This window comes from Nonomuraea sp. NPDC002799 (assembly GCF_053592075.1).
Map to the genome: position 1 here is coordinate 107,646 of NZ_JBSFVA010000010.1, position 15,577 is coordinate 123,222.

General features: G+C 72.7%; 12 protein-coding genes. 5 read left to right on the forward strand and 7 right to left on the reverse strand.

Going from position 1 to position 15,577, the window contains the following annotated elements:
• Positions 1 to 5 precede the first annotated feature (5 nt).
• From ACWD0F_RS20255 to ACWD0F_RS20275, 5 genes are all read right to left on the reverse strand, one after another.
• Positions 6 to 2,096 carry an ArnT family glycosyltransferase gene (locus tag ACWD0F_RS20255; protein WP_449877530.1) on the reverse strand — a complete coding sequence of 697 codons (2,091 nt, stop codon included), beginning with the start codon at positions 2,094 to 2,096 and terminating at the stop codon, positions 6 to 8.
• Positions 2,093 to 3,268: a glycosyltransferase gene (locus ACWD0F_RS20260; RefSeq protein WP_449877532.1), complete on the reverse strand. Its 1,176-nt coding sequence runs from the start codon at positions 3,266 to 3,268 to the stop codon at positions 2,093 to 2,095. Before ACWD0F_RS20260 ends, ACWD0F_RS20255 begins: the two co-directional genes overlap by 4 nt.
• A gap of 24 nt (positions 3,269 to 3,292) precedes the next feature.
• Positions 3,293 to 4,645, reverse strand: a complete 1,353-nt coding sequence (locus tag ACWD0F_RS20265) for a HAMP domain-containing sensor histidine kinase (protein ID WP_449877535.1) — start codon at positions 4,643 to 4,645, stop codon at positions 3,293 to 3,295.
• A complete protein-coding gene (locus tag ACWD0F_RS20270) occupies positions 4,642 to 5,340 on the reverse strand; it encodes a response regulator transcription factor (protein ID WP_449877537.1) in 699 nt (232 codons plus the stop codon). Before ACWD0F_RS20270 ends, ACWD0F_RS20265 begins: the two co-directional genes overlap by 4 nt.
• Positions 5,341 to 5,403: 63 nt before the next feature.
• Positions 5,404 to 6,606, reverse strand: coding sequence for a cytochrome P450 (locus ACWD0F_RS20275; protein WP_449877539.1), 1,203 nt, complete (start codon positions 6,604 to 6,606; stop codon positions 5,404 to 5,406).
• An 86-nt stretch (positions 6,607 to 6,692) separates the two neighbouring features.
• Between ACWD0F_RS20275 and ACWD0F_RS20280 the strand changes: the two genes are divergently transcribed.
• The gene (locus tag ACWD0F_RS20280; protein ID WP_449877541.1) at positions 6,693 to 7,247 is read left to right on the forward strand and encodes a TetR/AcrR family transcriptional regulator; all 555 of its coding nucleotides are present in this window, start codon (positions 6,693 to 6,695) and stop codon (positions 7,245 to 7,247) included.
• A 9-nt stretch (positions 7,248 to 7,256) separates the two neighbouring features.
• Here the strand turns inward: ACWD0F_RS20280 and ACWD0F_RS20285 are convergent, their stop codons facing one another.
• Positions 7,257 to 8,759, reverse strand: coding sequence for a phytoene desaturase family protein (locus tag ACWD0F_RS20285; RefSeq protein WP_449877543.1), 1,503 nt, complete (start codon positions 8,757 to 8,759; stop codon positions 7,257 to 7,259).
• A gap of 59 nt (positions 8,760 to 8,818) precedes the next feature.
• The gene (locus ACWD0F_RS20290) at positions 8,819 to 9,712 is read right to left on the reverse strand and encodes a LysR family transcriptional regulator (RefSeq protein ID WP_449877545.1); all 894 of its coding nucleotides are present in this window, start codon (positions 9,710 to 9,712) and stop codon (positions 8,819 to 8,821) included.
• 70 nt (positions 9,713 to 9,782) lie between these two features.
• Between ACWD0F_RS20290 and ACWD0F_RS20295 the strand changes: the two genes are divergently transcribed.
• From ACWD0F_RS20295 to ACWD0F_RS20310, 4 genes are all read left to right on the forward strand, one after another.
• A complete protein-coding gene (locus ACWD0F_RS20295; RefSeq protein WP_449877547.1) occupies positions 9,783 to 10,934 on the forward strand; it encodes a YeiH family protein in 1,152 nt (383 codons plus the stop codon).
• A 122-nt stretch (positions 10,935 to 11,056) separates the two neighbouring features.
• The gene (locus ACWD0F_RS20300) at positions 11,057 to 11,983 is read left to right on the forward strand and encodes a pseudouridine-5'-phosphate glycosidase (RefSeq protein WP_449877549.1); all 927 of its coding nucleotides are present in this window, start codon (positions 11,057 to 11,059) and stop codon (positions 11,981 to 11,983) included.
• The gene (locus tag ACWD0F_RS20305; protein WP_449877551.1) at positions 11,968 to 12,909 is read left to right on the forward strand and encodes a carbohydrate kinase family protein; all 942 of its coding nucleotides are present in this window, start codon (positions 11,968 to 11,970) and stop codon (positions 12,907 to 12,909) included. Before ACWD0F_RS20300 ends, ACWD0F_RS20305 begins: the two co-directional genes overlap by 16 nt.
• 82 nt (positions 12,910 to 12,991) lie before the next feature.
• Positions 12,992 to 15,526 carry a hypothetical protein gene (locus ACWD0F_RS20310; protein ID WP_449877553.1) on the forward strand — a complete coding sequence of 845 codons (2,535 nt, stop codon included), beginning with the start codon at positions 12,992 to 12,994 and terminating at the stop codon, positions 15,524 to 15,526.
• Positions 15,527 to 15,577: the final 51 nt, after the last annotated feature.

Consider the following 15,577-nt stretch of genomic DNA (forward strand, 5'->3'; position numbering starts at 1 on the left):
GGGGGTTACGGAGCGCAGTCGTACAGCCCGTCCTGACCGTCCACCGCCGCGCAGTTGGCCTGGACGTACGAGCTCACCTCGGTGTTCCCCCGGCCGGGACCGCCTCCGCCCTCACCCGCCATGACGAAGCGGAGCCGCCCCGAGGAGAGGAGCCCCTTGAGCCGGTCCACGGTCATGGCCGGGTCGCTGCCGGTGAAGCCGCCCATGGCGATCACGGGTTTGCCGGTGGACAGGATCGTCCCGGACGCCTGCATGGCGCTGCTCACCGCGACGAGCCACGTGGCGTCGCCCTGGTTGGCCTCCAGGTAGGTGACCATCGAGTCGCTGATCCCGCCGCGCCCGCCCGGCCCGCCGCCGCCCATGAACCCGGCTCGGCCACCCTCCTCCGCGCCGGAACGCCCATCCTCCCCCGTGGGCTGACCCTGCCCGTTGGGCTGGGTCTGGCCGTTGGGCTGGGTCTGGCCGTTGGGCTGGGTCTGGCCGTTGGGCTGGGTCTGGCCGTTGGGTGTTTCGCCTCCGGGGAATGCGCCTCCGGGGAACCGGCCGCCACGCCCGCCGCCCGGTCCGCCGAAGCCCATCCCGCCGGACGACGGCCCGGCGGTCGGGTTGGAGCCGTTCACCTGCGACCGCAGAGGCGTGACCGCGAAAGCGGCCGGCCCCGCCAGCGCGGCGATCATCGTGGCGGCCAGCGCGAGCGCAGCCACCTTCAACGTCACCTGCGCCCGCACCCGGGCGAGCACGAGCACCACCACGGCCACCAGGGTCGCCCCGAGCACGACCCAGGCCAGCCACGGCGCCCAGTCGGGCGTCCGGCGCAGCACCATGAACGACCAGCCGCCGGTGACGGCCACCGCCAGCGGCAACACCCAGGCCAGGGCGCGTGAGCGCCGGTAGGCCCGCCACATGACCACCACGCCCATCCCGCTCAGCGCCGCCACGGCCGGCGCCATCGCGGTCGTGTAGTACGGGTGGAAGGTGCCGCTGGAGAAGCTGAAGACCACGTAGTGGACCACGAGCCAGCCGCCCCACACCATCCAGGCCGCCGCGGGCGGTCCGTCGTCCGCGTGCCGCCGTACCCGCATGAACACCACGAAGGCCAGCGTCACCACGCAGAACGGCAGCAACCACGAGATCTGCCCCGCCAGGACGTCGTTGAACAACCGCCCGGCCCCGGCCTCCCCGCCGAAGCCGCCGCCGAAGCCACCGCCACCAGCACCGCCGCGTTCCTGGCCGAAGATGCGTCCCAGACCGTTGTAGCCGATCACCAGGTCCCAGACGGAGTTGTCCGTCGAGCCGCCGATGTAGGGGCGCGACCCGGCCGGCCAGAGGTCGGCGATCACCATCCACCAGGCGCTCGACACCACCATCACCACACCGGCCGCCAGCAGGTGCCCCACCCGCTTGAGCCAGGGCACGCGGGCGCACACCAGGTAGGCCGGCACGAACGCCGGCACGACGAGGTAGGCCTGCAACATCTTGGCGTTGAACGCCAGCCCCACGAAGAGCGCGCACCACAACAACGAGCGCAACCGCCCGGTCCGCAACGCCTCCAGGCAGAACCAGGCGGCCAGCACCAGCAGCAGCACGAGCACCGTGTCGGGGTTGTTGTCCCGGTTGATCGCCACGGTGATCGGCGTGAGCGTCATGACGACGGCCGCGACGAGCGCCGCCACGTGCGCCGCCGTACGCGCCGGGGAGAAGGCCCTGCGCACCGCCGAGTAGACCAGCCCCACGGCGGCCACGCCGGCCAGGGCCTGCGGCAGCAGCATGCTCCACGTGCCGAAACCGAAGATCCGCGCCGGCAGCCCCATCACCCACAACGCCAGTGGTGGCTTGTCCACGGTGATGTACGACCCGGCGTCCAGCGCGCCGAAGAAGAATGCCTTCCAGCTCTGCGTGCCCGAGAGGATGGCGGCGGCGTAGTACTCGTTGGCGTTCCCGCTCAGGGCCCACGCGTAGAGCACGAGCGCCACGGCCAGCACCGCCCACATCGCGGGGCGCGACCAGCGCGGGTCCGCCGCGGCGCCCAGGAACAGCCGGGCGGCCGGGCCGCGGCCTCCGCCGGCGCGGTGAGCGGGCCGGATGGTGGCGGTCATCGAACAGTCCTCCTCTTGGGGTTGAATACCCACACGCGCAGCAGCAGGAAGCGGACGAGCGTGGCGACGGCGTTCGCGACGATCACCGCCATCAGCTCCACCCCGTGCGCGACCCCGGCGGGCAGGAGCGACAGGGTCCCCGAGGTGAGCACCAGCCCGACCAGGAACGCGATCAGCCCCTCGAACTGGTCCCGCATGGCCCCGCCAGGGCCCTTGACCCCGAAGGTGAACCGGCGGTTCGCGGCGGTGTTGGCCACGGCGGTGACCAGCAGCGCGATCGCGTTGGCCGCCAGCGGCGAGATGAGCCGGCGCAGCAGGGAGTACAGCAGCAGGTACGCCAGCGTGCTGATCAGGCCCACGATCGCGAACCTGGGCAACTGCCTGGCCATCCCCTGGGGCAGCTCGGCCCGCTCCGTCCGGGCGGGCACGGGGATCCGGGCGGCTCCGGACAACGTCATGCGCGTCACCCTGGACAGGCCGCGCAGGTCGTCCAGCACGGTGCGGACGATGTCGACCCGGCTGTCCGGATCGTCCACCCAGTCCACGGGCACCTCGTGGATGCGCAGTCCGTGCCGCTCGGCGAGCAGCAGCAGCTCGGTGTCGAAGAACCACTGCTCGTCCTCGACGCCGGGCAGCAGCGCCTGCGCGACCTCCGTGCGCACGGCCTTGAACCCGCACTGCGCGTCGGAGAACCCGGCCCCCATCACGGAGCGGAGCAGCAGGTTGTACGAGCGCGAGATGAACTCCCGCTTCGGCCCCCGCTGCACCCGCGACGCCCTGGCCAGGCGGGTGCCGATGGCCAGGTCGCTGTGCCCGGACAGCAGCGGCGCCACCAGCGGCAGGAACGCGTCGAGGTCGGTCGACAGGTCCACGTCCATGTAACTGACGACGTCGGCCTCGCTCTCCGACCAGACTCGGCGCAGCGCCCGGCCCCGGCCCTTCTCCTCGAGGTGCACGGCCCGCACGTGCGGCAGCTCCCCGGCCAGCTCGGTGGCGATCTGCCAGGTGTTGTCGACGCTGGCGTTGTCGGCGATCGTGATGCGGAAGCCGTAGGGGAAGTTCCTGGCGAGGTAGGTCTGCAGCCGGGTGACGCTGGCGCGGAGCGCCCGCTGCTCGTTGTAGACCGGGACGACCACCTCGACCAGTCGCGTCCGTACTGCTGTTAGTTCCATGCAGTTAGGACATTGTGTGGGTCTTTAACGCGACTTATCCGTTTCTGAGTGGCGGATGAAAGTTCCCGGCACCTCGATGGTGGCGAGCGCTCCGCCACCCGCCGCGTTGGCCAGGCGTACCTCGCCTCCCGACTCCGCGACGGCCTGCGCCACGATCGCCAGGCCCAGCCCTGAGCCGGGCAGGCCACGCGCCGACGGAGAGCGCCAGAACCGCTCGAACACGTGCGGCAGCTCCTCCTCGGGCAGGCCGGGGCCGTGGTCGCGGACGGTCAGCCGGCCGTCGCGCAGCTCGACCTCGACCCGGCCGCCGGGGCTGAACTTGGCGGCGTTGTCGATCAGGTTGAGCACGGCGCGTTCGAGTGAGGTGGCGCTGCCGACGACATACCAGGGGCGCAGGTCGGTGACCACCTCGGCGCCGCGCAGCCTGGCGCGATCCGCGGCCGCCGTCACGACCTCGTGGAACCCCAGCTCGACGTGCGGCTCGTGGTCGGTGTCGCCCCTGGCGAGCTGGAGCAGGTCGCCGACGAGCGTGGACAGCTCCGCGAACTGGGCCTTGACGTTGACGAGCAGGCGCTCCTTGGCCCCCGGATCGAGGCTGCGGCCGGTCTGCTCGCTGCGCAGGAGCAGGTCGATGTTGGTGCGCAGGGTGGTGAGCGGCGTGCGAAGCTCATGGCCGGCGTCGGCGACGAGTTGCTGCTGGCGCTCGTGCGACCCGGCCAGGGCCGCGGTCATGGCGTTGAAGGACGAGCTCAGCCGGGCGATCTCGTCGGTGCCCTCGACGGGGATGCGGGTGCCGAGGTCCTCGGTCTGCGCGATGTGCTCGACCGCCTTGGTGAGCTGCCCCACCGGGCGCAGCGCGGCACGCGAGATGGCCAGGCCCGCCCACGCGGCGCCGAGCACGCCCAGCGCGGCCACGCCGCCGAGCGTCAGGGCGGTCGTCTGCAAAGTGCGCTGCACGTGGTAGAGCGGTCTGGCCTCCAGGACCGCCGTGCCAGGCTCGAAGTTGAGGACGACCACGCGGACCTGCTTGCCGTCGCGCGTCACGCCGTTGCGGTAGATCGGCTCACCCGGCTGGTGCACCGCGGCCTGGTCGCGCTCGTCCGGCACGATGGACGGCCCGACCGAGCAGGTGCTGCCGTCGTCGCGCAGCAGCGTGGCCATGCCGTCGAACGGGCCCCGCGACCCCTCGGGCGTGCACGTGCGCACGAGGTAGTTCCTGTCGCCGCTCCGCTCGGACTCCAGGATGCTCTGGTCGAGGTTGCGGATGAGCTGGTCCTGCAGGATGAACCAGGACAGGCCCGCACAGACCGCGATGGCCAGCGCGACGGCCACCGTGACCAGCAAGGTCAGCCGCGTGCGCAGGCTGCCTCGTCTCACGAGGCGGCTCGCAGCACATACCCGACCCCGCGCACCGTATGGATCACGCGCGGCTCTCCCCCCGCCTCCGTCTTGCGGCGGAGATACATCACGTAGACGTCGAGCGAGTTGGACGTCGGCTCGAAGTCGAACCCCCACACCTCGCTGAGGATCTGGTCCCTGGTCAGGACCTGACGCGGATGCGCCAGGAACAACTCCATCAGCAGGTATTCGGTCCTGGTCAGGTCGAGGGTGCGGTCGCCGCGGGTGACCTCCCTGGTCGCCGGGTCCATGCGCAGGTCACCGTAGGTCAGCCGGTCGCCCTCGGGCGTGCCCGTGCTCAGCCTGCCGCGCCGCAGCAGGGCCCGCACCCTGGCCAGCAGCTCGTCCAGCTCGAACGGCTTGACCAGATAGTCGTCGGCCCCGGCGTCGAGCCCCGACACCCGGTCGCCGACCGCGTCGCGGGCGGTGAGCATGAGGACGGGGATGTGGTTGCCCTGCGCCCTGAGCCGCCGGCACGTGGTGAGCCCGTCGAGCCGGGGCATCATGACATCGAGCAGCACCGCGTCGTAGGACGTGGTCGCGAGCTCCTCCAGCGCCGCGAGCCCGTCGTTGGCGGTGACGATCTTGTAGCCCTCGAACTCCAGGCTCGACTGCAGCGCCTCGCGCAACGCGGGCTCGTCGTCCACCACCAGCAACCGTGCCGCCTCACTCATGAGACAAAACTAGAGGCTCATCATGAGAAGGCGATGAACGCGCTCACCCGTGTTTCCTGAGGATCACCACGCGACGGGCAGGGCGTTGAGGCCGAAGATGGGCCCGCCGTACTTCGCGGGCAGCTCCTCGTCGGTCACCGTGACCCGCAGCCCGGGCACCCGCTCGAACAACGTCCGCAGCGCGATCTCGATCTCGGCCCTGGCCAGGTTCTGGCCCAGGCACTGGTGCACGCCGTAGCCGAACGCCACGTGGTGCCGCGCCCCGCGCGTGACGTCGAACTCGTCCGGCCGCTCGAAGGCCCGCTCGTCCCTGTTCGCCGAGGCCCCGAGCACGAAGACGGCCTCGCCGGCCCGGACGAGCTGCCCGCCGATCTCCTGGTCCTCGGTGACCACCCGGTCGAACGCCACCCAGTCCACGATCGAGTGGTAGCGCAGCAGCTCGTCGGCCGCCATCGGCCACCTGTCCGGGTCCGCGCGCAGCTCGGCGAGCTGGCCGGGGTGGCGCATGAGCGTGAGCGCGGCGAGCGGGATCATGTTGGCGGTGGTCTCATGGCCGGCGACGAGCAGCAGGAAGATGACGCCCACGAGCTCGTCGTGCGTGAGCTGCCCGCCGGTGATCAGGCGCCCCAGCAGGTCGTCCTGCGGAGCGGCGGCCGCCCGGGTGACCAGATCGTCGAGGAAGGCCCTGATCTCCTTGTTCACGGCGGCGAACGCCTCCGGGTCGCCGGCGCTCGCGAGGAGCGCGCGGGTGCGCGACTGGAAGAACTCGCGGTCGGCGTACGGCACGCCGAGAAGCTGGCAGATGACCAGCGACGGCAGCGCCAGCCCGAAGTCCGCCACCAGCTCCGCCACCGGGCCCTTGGCGAGCATGTCGTCGATGAGCTGGTCGACGAACCGCTGGATCCCGGGCCGCAGCTCCTTGACGCGCCGGACGGTGAACTCGGGGATGAGCAGGCGGCGGAACCTGGTGTGTTCGGGCGGGTCCAGGTCGATGAAGAAGCCGGCGGTGGCCTTCTCCCTGGCCGCCCGCTCCTCGGGGGTGAGCGGCTCGGCGGCGCGTGCCCCGCTCGGATGGCCGGGGGTGGCCGGGTTCGTGCTGATGCCGGTGCCCGACAGCACCTGCCGGGCCTCCGCGAGCCTGGTGACCAGCCACAGGTCGCCGCTGCGGCGCGCGGCCCTGACGATCGGGGCCTCCGCGCGCATCCGGGCGTACTCGGGTGGCGGCGCGAACGGGCACGTACGCGGGATGGGGAACTCGTGAGCCATATTCTTGCTCCCTACAGGCCGGACCGCATTGCTTACTTACACGAAAGTAAGCAATGTGGAAGCGGTCGTCAAGCGACGGGAGCAAGATGGCAGGGCGGCGGACGAACACCCGAGAGCGGATCCAGCAGGTGGCGCTGGAGCTGTTCGCCGAGCGCGGGTACGACAAGACCACGCTGCAGGAGGTGGCCGACCGGCTGGAGATCACCAGGCCGGCGCTCTACTACCACTTCAGCACCAAGGAGGCCATCCTCGCGAGCGTCGTGGACCGGCTGTTGTCGTCGATCGACGAGCTGGTGAGATGGGCGCACGAGCAGCCCGCGACCACCGAGGCCAGGAAGGAGATCCTGCGGCGGATCGCGGACCTGCTGGAAGATCAGTGGGGCCCGCTGTTGCGGTTCGCGCAGCTCAACCAGGGGGCGGTGCAGCGGCTGCCCGCAGGCGGAGGGTTGCAGGCCGGCGTGATCAGCATGCTCTCCCTGCTGACCGTGCCGGGGGCCGACGCGGACAAGCAGTTCGAGGCGCGACTTGCGGTGTTCGCGGTGATTCTGGGCAGCGTGCCGTTTCTGTTCGACATGGAGTTGCCCGATTCCGAGCGGTCCGCGGTGGCGCTACGGGTGGCCACCAAGCTGATCTCCGACTGAATCGCTGTTTCAGGTCAAGAGGGCCATTGCCGCGTTATGTCCCCCGAGTCCGCTTACTCCGCCGCCTCTGCGGGCGCTCGCGCCGCAGATGAGGATACGTTCGTGCTCGGTCTCCACGCCCCATCCGCCTTCTTCCGCGTACGGCCAGCTCAGGTCGGTGTGGAAAATGTGGCCACCGGGGAGACCGGCGTCCGTTTCGAGGTCCACGGGCGTTTTGACCTCGGCGCACGGGGTGCCGTCCGGGGCGATGAGGAGGCATTCTTCGATGGGCTCCGCGAGGACGGAGTTGAGAGAGGCGAAGGTAGCCCTAAGGGCCATTTCTCGCGCTTTTTCGGGATTTTTCCGGAAAAGTCGGGCGGGCATGTGCAGGCCGAACAGCGTCATCGTCTCGGCCTTCCCTCTCAGCTCCGGCCCGAGAATGGACGGGTCGGTCAGCGAATGGCAGTAGACCTCCGCCGGCGGCAATCGCGGAATCTCCCCTCCCGCCGCCTGCGCGTACGCCGTGGCGAGCTGATCACGTCCCTCGTTGATGTGGAACGTCCCGCTGAAGGCCGCCCGGGGATCCACGGACGTGTCCTTCAGCCTGGGCAGCCGCGTGAGCACCATGTTGACCTTGAGCTGCGCGCCCTCGGGCACCGCCGGCGGCCGGCCCAGGAGACGGTCGAGCACGGCGGGCGGCAGGTTGACCAGCACGTGCCGGCCGTTCACGGTGTGCTCGCCGTCCTCGGCCGCGAACGTGACCTCGCCGGACGGCGCGATCCCGACGATCTCGGCCCCGGTCCTGATCTCGGCGCCCGCCCGCCTGGCCGCCGCTTCGAGCGCCCCTGAGACCGCGCCCATGCCGCCGACGGGGACGTTCCACTCGCCGGTGCCGTCGCCGATCACGTGATAGAGGAAGCACCGGTTGGCCGCCAGGTCGGCGGCGGTGTCGGCGAACGTGCCGATCAGCGCGTCCGTGAGCACCACGCCGCGTACGACGTCGTCGCGGAAGCGCTCGTCCACCGTCTGGCCGATCGGCCGCTGGAACAGGTCGCGCCACGCCTCCGCGCCGACCAGCCGCTCGATCTCGGCGGGGGTGCGCAGGGGTTCGAGCAAAGTGGGGGCCAGGGCGCGGGCGACGCGGGCGGTCATGCCGTAGAAGTCCCGCCATGCCTTGAGGTCGTGCCCGCTCCCGGTGACGCCTTCGAACGAGGCCGCCGTCCGCTCGTCGTCCTCGTTGTCGACGAGCAGGCCGGTCGTGCCCGTGGGGGTGTAGGAGGCGTAGCGGCGGCGGCGCAGCTCCAGGTCGAGCTCCAGGTCCCGGACGATCTCGGCGGGCAGGAGGCTGACGAGGTAGGAGTAGCGCGACAACCGCACGTCCACGCCGGGAAAGGGGCGGGCCGACACCGCCAGGCCGCCGAGGTGGTCGTACCGCTCCAGGACCAGCACCCGGCGACCGGCGCGCGCCAGATAGGCGGCCGCGACCAGGCCGTTGTGCCCGCCACCGGCGACGATCACGTCATACGAACCCATTCCCGCACCTTAAGGCCGGAACCACCGCACCCGTCAACGCCCACGCAGGAGCCGTTCGTCTAAGGACGGCTGGCGATGGCCAGGAGGGTGGCGGCCGGACCGGTGAGGGGACGGCCGCGCCGCCAGACCGCCCGCAGGCTCCGCACCAGGGTCAGCCCCGCCAGCGGCACCTCGACCAGCCGCCCGGTGGCGATGTCGGCCTCCACCGCGTAGCCGCTGAGCACCGCCGGCGCGGCCCCCGCCTGCGCCGCCCCCTTGACCGCCGAGTTCGACCCGAGCTCCAGCCGCGGGCTGGCCCGGTGCAGCAGGCTTCTGAACGCCACGTCCAGCGTCTCGCGCGTGCCCGACCCGGGCTCCCGCACGACGAGCGGCGTCGCGGCCAGCTCAGGGCCTCTCAGGACGGTACGCCGCCGCGCCCACGGATGCTCCGGCGCCACCACGACCACCAGCCGGTCGGTCCCCACGACCCGCCCGGCCAGCCCGTCCGGCACGCTCGGCCCCTCGACGAACCCCAGCTCCACCTCCTCGGCCAGCACCCGGGCCGCGACGTCGGCGGAGTTGATCACGTCCAGCCCGACCTGCACCCCCGGCTCCCGGTGCTGCAACTCGCCGAGCCACCGGGGCACCAGGTACTCGGCCACCGTCATGCTCGACGCCACCCGCAGGTGCGCCGCCCCGCTGTGCCGTACGGCCTGGACCGCCCGCATGAGCTCGTCGGCCGCGGCGAGCACCTTGGCCGCCCAGCCCGCCACCATCTTGCCGTCGGCGGTGAGCGTGGAGCCGCGCGGGGTGCGCTCCAGGAGGGGCAGGCCGAGGCGGCGTTCGAGCTGGGTGACACGTTTGCTCGCCGACGGCTGCGCGATGCCCGCCGCCCGCGCCGCCTGCCCCAGGCTGCCCAGCTCACCGACGTCGACCAGCAGCTTCAGGGAGGCCAGATCCGGCAGCGCGCTCATAGCCACAGGCTATGACCTCCCAGGCGATCCACGGCTACCGGCGGCTCCCGGCCCCCCGAACACTGGAAACATGCTCCGCGCCCCCGCCCCGCCCACCACCGCACCTCTACCCCCCACCGGCACCGCGCCCGGCGGGGCCGCGCCCGTCGGCACCACATCCGGCAGCACCGCGTCCCCCGGTAGCGCATCCCCCGGCGGCAGCGTGTCCGCCGGCGTCCGGGGGCGTTCGGTGTTGCCCGGGGTGGGCGTCGCCGCGGTGGCGGTGGTGCTGGCGCTGGCCGGCAGCCGGTTCGCGCCGGCGCTCAGCCCCGCCGTGATCGCCGTGGTCTCCGGCGCGGCGCTGGCCAACCTGGCGGGCGTCCACGAGCGGTTCGCGCCGGGGCTGGCGTTCGTGGCCCGGCGCGTCCTGCGGGTGGCGATCGCCCTGCTCGGCCTGCAGATCGCCGTCCCTCAGGTGCTGGCGCTCGGCTGGCAGACGCTCGCCGTCGTGACGGTCGCGACCGGCCTGACGTTCACCGTGACGCCGCGGATCGGCCGCCGGCTGGGCCTCTCCCCCGGCACGTCGTTGCTGATCGCCACCGGCGTGTCCATCTGCGGGGCGGCGGCCATCGCCGCCATGCGCGAGAGCACCCGCACGACCGACGACGACGCCGCGAGGGCCCTCAGCGTCGTCGTCCTGTACGGCACCGCCGCCATCGCCGTCCTCCCCTTGCTCGCCTCCCTCATGAGCCTGTCACCCGCCCAGCTCGGCGTGTGGACCGGCGCCGCCGTGCACGAGGTGGCCCAGGTGGCCGCGATCGGCGCCGCCTCGGGCGTGCTGGCCGGCGCGGTGACGGTCAAGCTGGGCCGCGTCATCCTGCTGGCCCCGATCGTCGCCCTGACGTCGTGCCGGCGCCGCCGCACGGCCCCCGGCGCTCAGCGGTCCGCCCATGACGTCCATCCGCCACAGCCGGGGCGGGGACGCCGGCCGCCGATCGTGCCGCTGTTCGTGGTCGCGTTCCTGGCGATGACGGCTCTGCGCAGCACCGGCCACCTGCCGGCCGTGGTCACCGACGCGGCCCCGCAGGTGACGAACGTGCTGATGGCCGCCGCCCTGTTCGGCCTCGGAACCGGCATCGACGTGCGCGAGCTGGCCAAGGGCGGCCGGGCGCTGGCGCTCGGCGGCATCGCCACGGGGCTGATCACCGTCGTGTCCCTGGCAGGCGTCGCCCTCCTCGTGTGACCTTCAGGTGGACGGCCGGACCGGCGGGCCCGTACCCTGCTCCGGTTCGGAACAAATCCGCTGAGCAGCGCCGTTCCCCCCTACGCAGGGCGCCAGGACCATTCGAGGAGCATCCACTCACCATGCGCAGCACCACCGACTCCGTACTCCAGCCGTCCGACGAGGTAGCCGAGGCCCTGGCGAGTGGCGCGCCGGTGGTGGCGCTGGAGTCCACGATCATCTCGCACGGGCTGCCGCAGCCGCGCAACCTTGAGGTGGCGCGCGAGCTCGAAGGAGTCGTACGGGCCGCGGGCGCCGTCCCGGCGACCATCGCCGTGCTGGACGGCGTGCCCCGCGTCGGCCTGAACGAGCTGGAGCTGGAGCGCGTCGCGACCGAGTCGGGCCTGCGCAAGCTGGGTCAGCGCGACCTGCCCGTGGCGGCGGCGCTCAAGGCGAGCGGCGCGACCACCGTGTCGGCCACCTCGTTCCTGGCCGCCCGCGCCGGCATCAGGGTCTTCGCCACCGGCGGGCTCGGCGGCGTGCACCGGGGCTGGACCGACGACCAGGACGAGTCCGCCGACCTGGACACGCTCGCCCGTACGCGCATCACGGTCGTCTGCGCGGGCGTGAAGTCGATCCTCGACGTGCCCGCGACGCTGCAGCGCCTGGAGACCAGAGGCGTGACGGTGGCGGGATTCCGCACCGACACCTTCCCCGGCTTCTACCTGCACACCTCCGGCCAGCCGATCGACTGGCGGATCGAGTCGGCGCAGGACGCCGCGGCCATCATGCGCGGCCAGGACGCGCTCGGCGGCCCGGAGACGGCGCTGATCGTCGCCAACCCCGTCCCCGAGGACCAGCAGCTCGACCCCCAGCTGCACGACCGCGTGCTGGGTGAGGCCCTGGCCGCCGCGGAGCGCGAGGGCGTCAAGGGGCAGGCGATCACCCCGTTCCTGCTCGGCTACCTGGTCGACGGCACCGCCGGCACCTCCCTGGAGGCGAACCTGGCCGCCGTGCGCGGCAACACCGCCCTGGCCGCCCAGATCGCCCTCGCGTGGTCGCGATCGTGACCGACCGGGGTCTCCTGGTCATCGGTGACGCGGTCACCGATGTAGTGGCGTTGCACGGTTCGCCGGTCGTGTCGGGCACCGACACGGCCGCCGACATCGTGCTCCGCGCCGGCGGCTCCGGCGCCAACACCGCCGCCTGGGCCGCCCACCTGGGCGCCGATGCCCGCCTGCTGACCAGGCTGGGCTACGACAGCAGCGACTGGCACACCACCGAGCTGGTCAAAACGGGCGTACGTCCCCACGTCACGGTCGACCCCGACCACCCCACCGCGGTCGTGATCGCGATGGTGGACAAGTCCGGCGAGCGCTCGATGCTCACCAACCGCGGCGCCGGCGGCCTGATCTCGGAGGCCGACTGGAACCCGTCCCTGCTCGACGGCGTCGCCCGGCTGCACCTGTCCGGCTACCTCCTGTTCGCCGAGCCGGGGCTGCGGCTGGCCAGGCTGGCCATGGCCGAAGCGGCGGCCGCGGGCATCGCCATCAGCGTCGATCCGGCCTCCACCGGCCCCCTGCGCGACTTCGGCGTCGAACGTTTCATCCGCGAATCGTCCCCCGCCGACCTGATCATCCCGAATCTTGATGAGGCCCTTCTGCTCAGTGGGGCCACGACGGCGGAGCGCGCCGCCGTACAGTTGAGCGAGATGTACGGCACAGCAATCGTGAAGCTCGGCGCCGAGGGCGCGCTCGCCGCCGTTGGCGGCGAGGTGGTCGCGCGTGCGACGAGCGTGTCCGCCGAGGTCGTGGACACGACGGGGGCGGGTGACGCGTTCGCCGCCGGGTTCCTCGCCGCGACTTTGCATGATGTCAGCGAAGAGGCCGCTTTGCAGGCAGGTTGCCGGGCGGGTGCCGCATGCGTGGCCCAGGTGGGCGGTCGGCCACGGTACGGTTTGGATCTGAACCGCCTTTACCCTATTCACACTGATTGATAGCTTGCCGCGTAGGCTGCACCATTAGCCACACACGTACGCGCAGCACCATGCGGCTCACTGGGGAGGATAAGGTCCGCCGATGGAAGTCGAGTCATCGATCTGCCTGAGCGACCTGGTCCCTGCGCTGCGATGGAGCCGTCCGCAGCAGGTGGCGGAGGCGCTGGGTGATCCCCGCCTGCCCGCGGCATGGTGGTCGTCCCTCGCGCTGTCGAAGGCGCTCGGCACGGCCGGCCTCGACTGGATCTGCGAACGCCTCGCCCGGCTGGCCGCCGCCCGCTGGGACCATCTGCCGCTCGACGACCTGCTGCCCGCGCTCGCGGTGCACCACATCGACCCCACCCTTCCCGGCTGGCCCGAGTCCACCCGCACGGCGGTCATCGGCCTCGGCGGCTGGCAGCGGCTGCGCCGCCTGTCCCCCAGCGACCTGAGCACCCCGTCGGCCACGCCGGAGGTCGTGATCGGCTCGGTGTTCCGCGAGATCCTCGGCCGCATCCCGGCCCAGCGCGAGGCGCCCGCCGCCGCCAGATCAGGCCATCCGGAGGCGACCCGTCCGCTCCAGCGCGGCTCGCTGACCGAAGGCCCGCCCGCCGGGCCCTTCGGCGGGCCGAGCGGCGCGTTCCCGGTCCAGACCGAGAGCCCCGGCCAGCGGCAGCCCATCGGCCCGTTCGCGAATCAGGGCCCGTCGACCGGCATGTTCTCCGCGCAGCCCGCCGAAGGCACCGAGCGACGCCAGACAGGCGCGTTCCCCGCACAGCACCCCGAACCACGCCAGACCGGGTCCTTCCCGGCCGTGCCCCCTGAGGGCGGCGAGCAGCGTCCGCCCGGCTTGTTCCCGCCCGTGCCCTCTGAAGGTGGCGAGCAGCGCCCGCCCGGCTTGTTCCCGGCAGCGAACTCCGAGCACCGGCAGACCGGCTCGTTCCAGGCACCGAACTCCGAACACCGGCAGACCGGCTCCTTCCCGGCACCGCACTCCGAGCCGCGCCAGACCGGCTCGTTCCCTGCCGTGCGGCCGGAGAACGGCCAGCAGCGCCAGACGGGGTCGTTCCCCGCGCAGAGCGGCGCGTTCGAGGCGCAACCGCAGAGCGGCCCGCGCCAGAGCTTCGCCGGCGAGGGCCTCCCGCAACGCCCCGCTCCCGGTTCCCCGCCCGAACGCCTCCCGCAACGCCCCGGCAGCCCCCTCCCGGGCCGCCAGGACCCCACCTCCGCCCCGGGCAGCGCCGCTCCGGGCAGCCCCGGCACTCCCGTCGCCGGCACTCCCGGCACCACGCCCCCAGGCGGCCCCACCTCCGGCCCCGGCTCCTCGGGCCTCGGCACCTCAGGCCCCGGCGGCTCGGGCCCCGGCAAACTCGGCTCTGGCGGCCCGCACACCGGATCATTCCCGGCCATCCCCGGCGGCCCGCATACCGGATCATTCCCAGCCGTTCCCGGCGGCCCGCACACCGGATCGATTCCGGCCGTCCCCGGCGCCGACAACGGCCAGGGCCCCGCGAACGCCACCGGCGGCCTCCCCGCCTACCCGGCCCCGGCGCCCGCCGCCGCCACCCCGCCGGCCGCGCTCACCGACACCGACCACGCGATGGTCCGGGTCGTGGACAACCTCTTCCGCAGCCTGGACAAGCTGGAGCTCGCGGTCGCGGTGCACCGGCTGTTCGCCGAGGACCCGGTCAGCCTGCGCACGCTCGCCCACAAGATGCTGGTGGAACGGGACGCGCTCTCCCAGGCCCAGCGCACGGCCGAGGAACGCATCCTGCAGTGGCTGCGCTCCTCGGAGTCCGCGCCGGTCACCGGCCACATGTTCCGCCTGACCGAGTGGCTCGGGGCGGCGGCCACCGAAGACCAGCTCATCGGCGCGGACCCGGCCCACCCCGTGGCGGTGCCCTCGCTGCGCACCCCGCTCTGGCGCGTCCTGGTGACGCTCATGCCCGACCGCCGCCTTCAGGACGGCTGGCTCGTCGTGGGCGACATCCACGGCCTGCAGGCCCGCACCCGCCAGCTCCTGGCCACCAGCCAGGCCGACGCCGACCTCGCGGTGCTGATGGCCGAGCTGGGCATCCGCGCCCACTCCGCCAAGGCCTGGCTCGACGCCCTGCCGTCCGAGACCGGCCCCGACCCGGTGGCCTCGTCCCCGTCCCCGGCCCAGCCGCTCCCGCGCCGCACGCCCGGAGCCAACGGCCACCATCACCGCGGCGGCGCGCCCATCCCGGCCGCGGCGGCGGCGAACTCCATCGATCCGTCCGCCGCCCTGGCGACGTTGTCGGCGCTGTCGGGCGGGCGTTCCGGCATGCTGGCCGGCGCCCCCGCCACGCCGCCTCCGCCGCTGCCCAGCCCGTCCTCCGACCCGCGCCGCTGGCAGCGCATCGAGGTCACGCCCGAACACCTCAGGGGCGGCCCGGTGCCGGTGCCCGAGGGGTACGCGGCCCAGCTCGGCATGCGTCCCGGCACCCTGCTGTCGGTCACGGGCCCCGGCGACAACGCCATCGTCCTGGTCTGGCAGGGACACCAGCCGGTCTTCGACTCCCTCCAGCCGGTTCTCATGCGCCTGAACGCGCGGCCAGGGGACCAGGTGTACGTCACGGTGGACGGCTACCGCCTGGAGGCGCAACTCACCGGCTGACGGGTCGCCCCGTTCGCCGGGTCCGGGGGCGGCGAAGCCGTACAAGAAGGT

Coding starts and splice junctions, on each gene's coding strand:
- ACWD0F_RS20295 (WP_449877547.1), top strand. CDS start 9,783: ATGCTCCGCGCCCCCGCCCCGCCCACCACCGCACCTCTACCCCCCACC.
- ACWD0F_RS20300 (WP_449877549.1), top strand. CDS start 11,057: ATGCGCAGCACCACCGACTCCGTACTCCAGCCGTCCGACGAGGTAGCC.
- ACWD0F_RS20290 (WP_449877545.1), bottom strand. CDS start 9,712: ATGAGCGCGCTGCCGGATCTGGCCTCCCTGAAGCTGCTGGTCGACGTC.
- ACWD0F_RS20310 (WP_449877553.1), top strand. CDS start 12,992: ATGGAAGTCGAGTCATCGATCTGCCTGAGCGACCTGGTCCCTGCGCTG.
- ACWD0F_RS20255 (WP_449877530.1), bottom strand. CDS start 2,096: ATGACCGCCACCATCCGGCCCGCTCACCGCGCCGGCGGAGGCCGCGGC.
- ACWD0F_RS20270 (WP_449877537.1), bottom strand. CDS start 5,340: ATGAGTGAGGCGGCACGGTTGCTGGTGGTGGACGACGAGCCCGCGTTG.
- ACWD0F_RS20280 (WP_449877541.1), top strand. CDS start 6,693: ATGGCAGGGCGGCGGACGAACACCCGAGAGCGGATCCAGCAGGTGGCG.
- ACWD0F_RS20260 (WP_449877532.1), bottom strand. CDS start 3,268: ATGGAACTAACAGCAGTACGGACGCGACTGGTCGAGGTGGTCGTCCCG.
- ACWD0F_RS20275 (WP_449877539.1), bottom strand. CDS start 6,606: ATGGCTCACGAGTTCCCCATCCCGCGTACGTGCCCGTTCGCGCCGCCA.
- ACWD0F_RS20285 (WP_449877543.1), bottom strand. CDS start 8,759: ATGGGTTCGTATGACGTGATCGTCGCCGGTGGCGGGCACAACGGCCTG.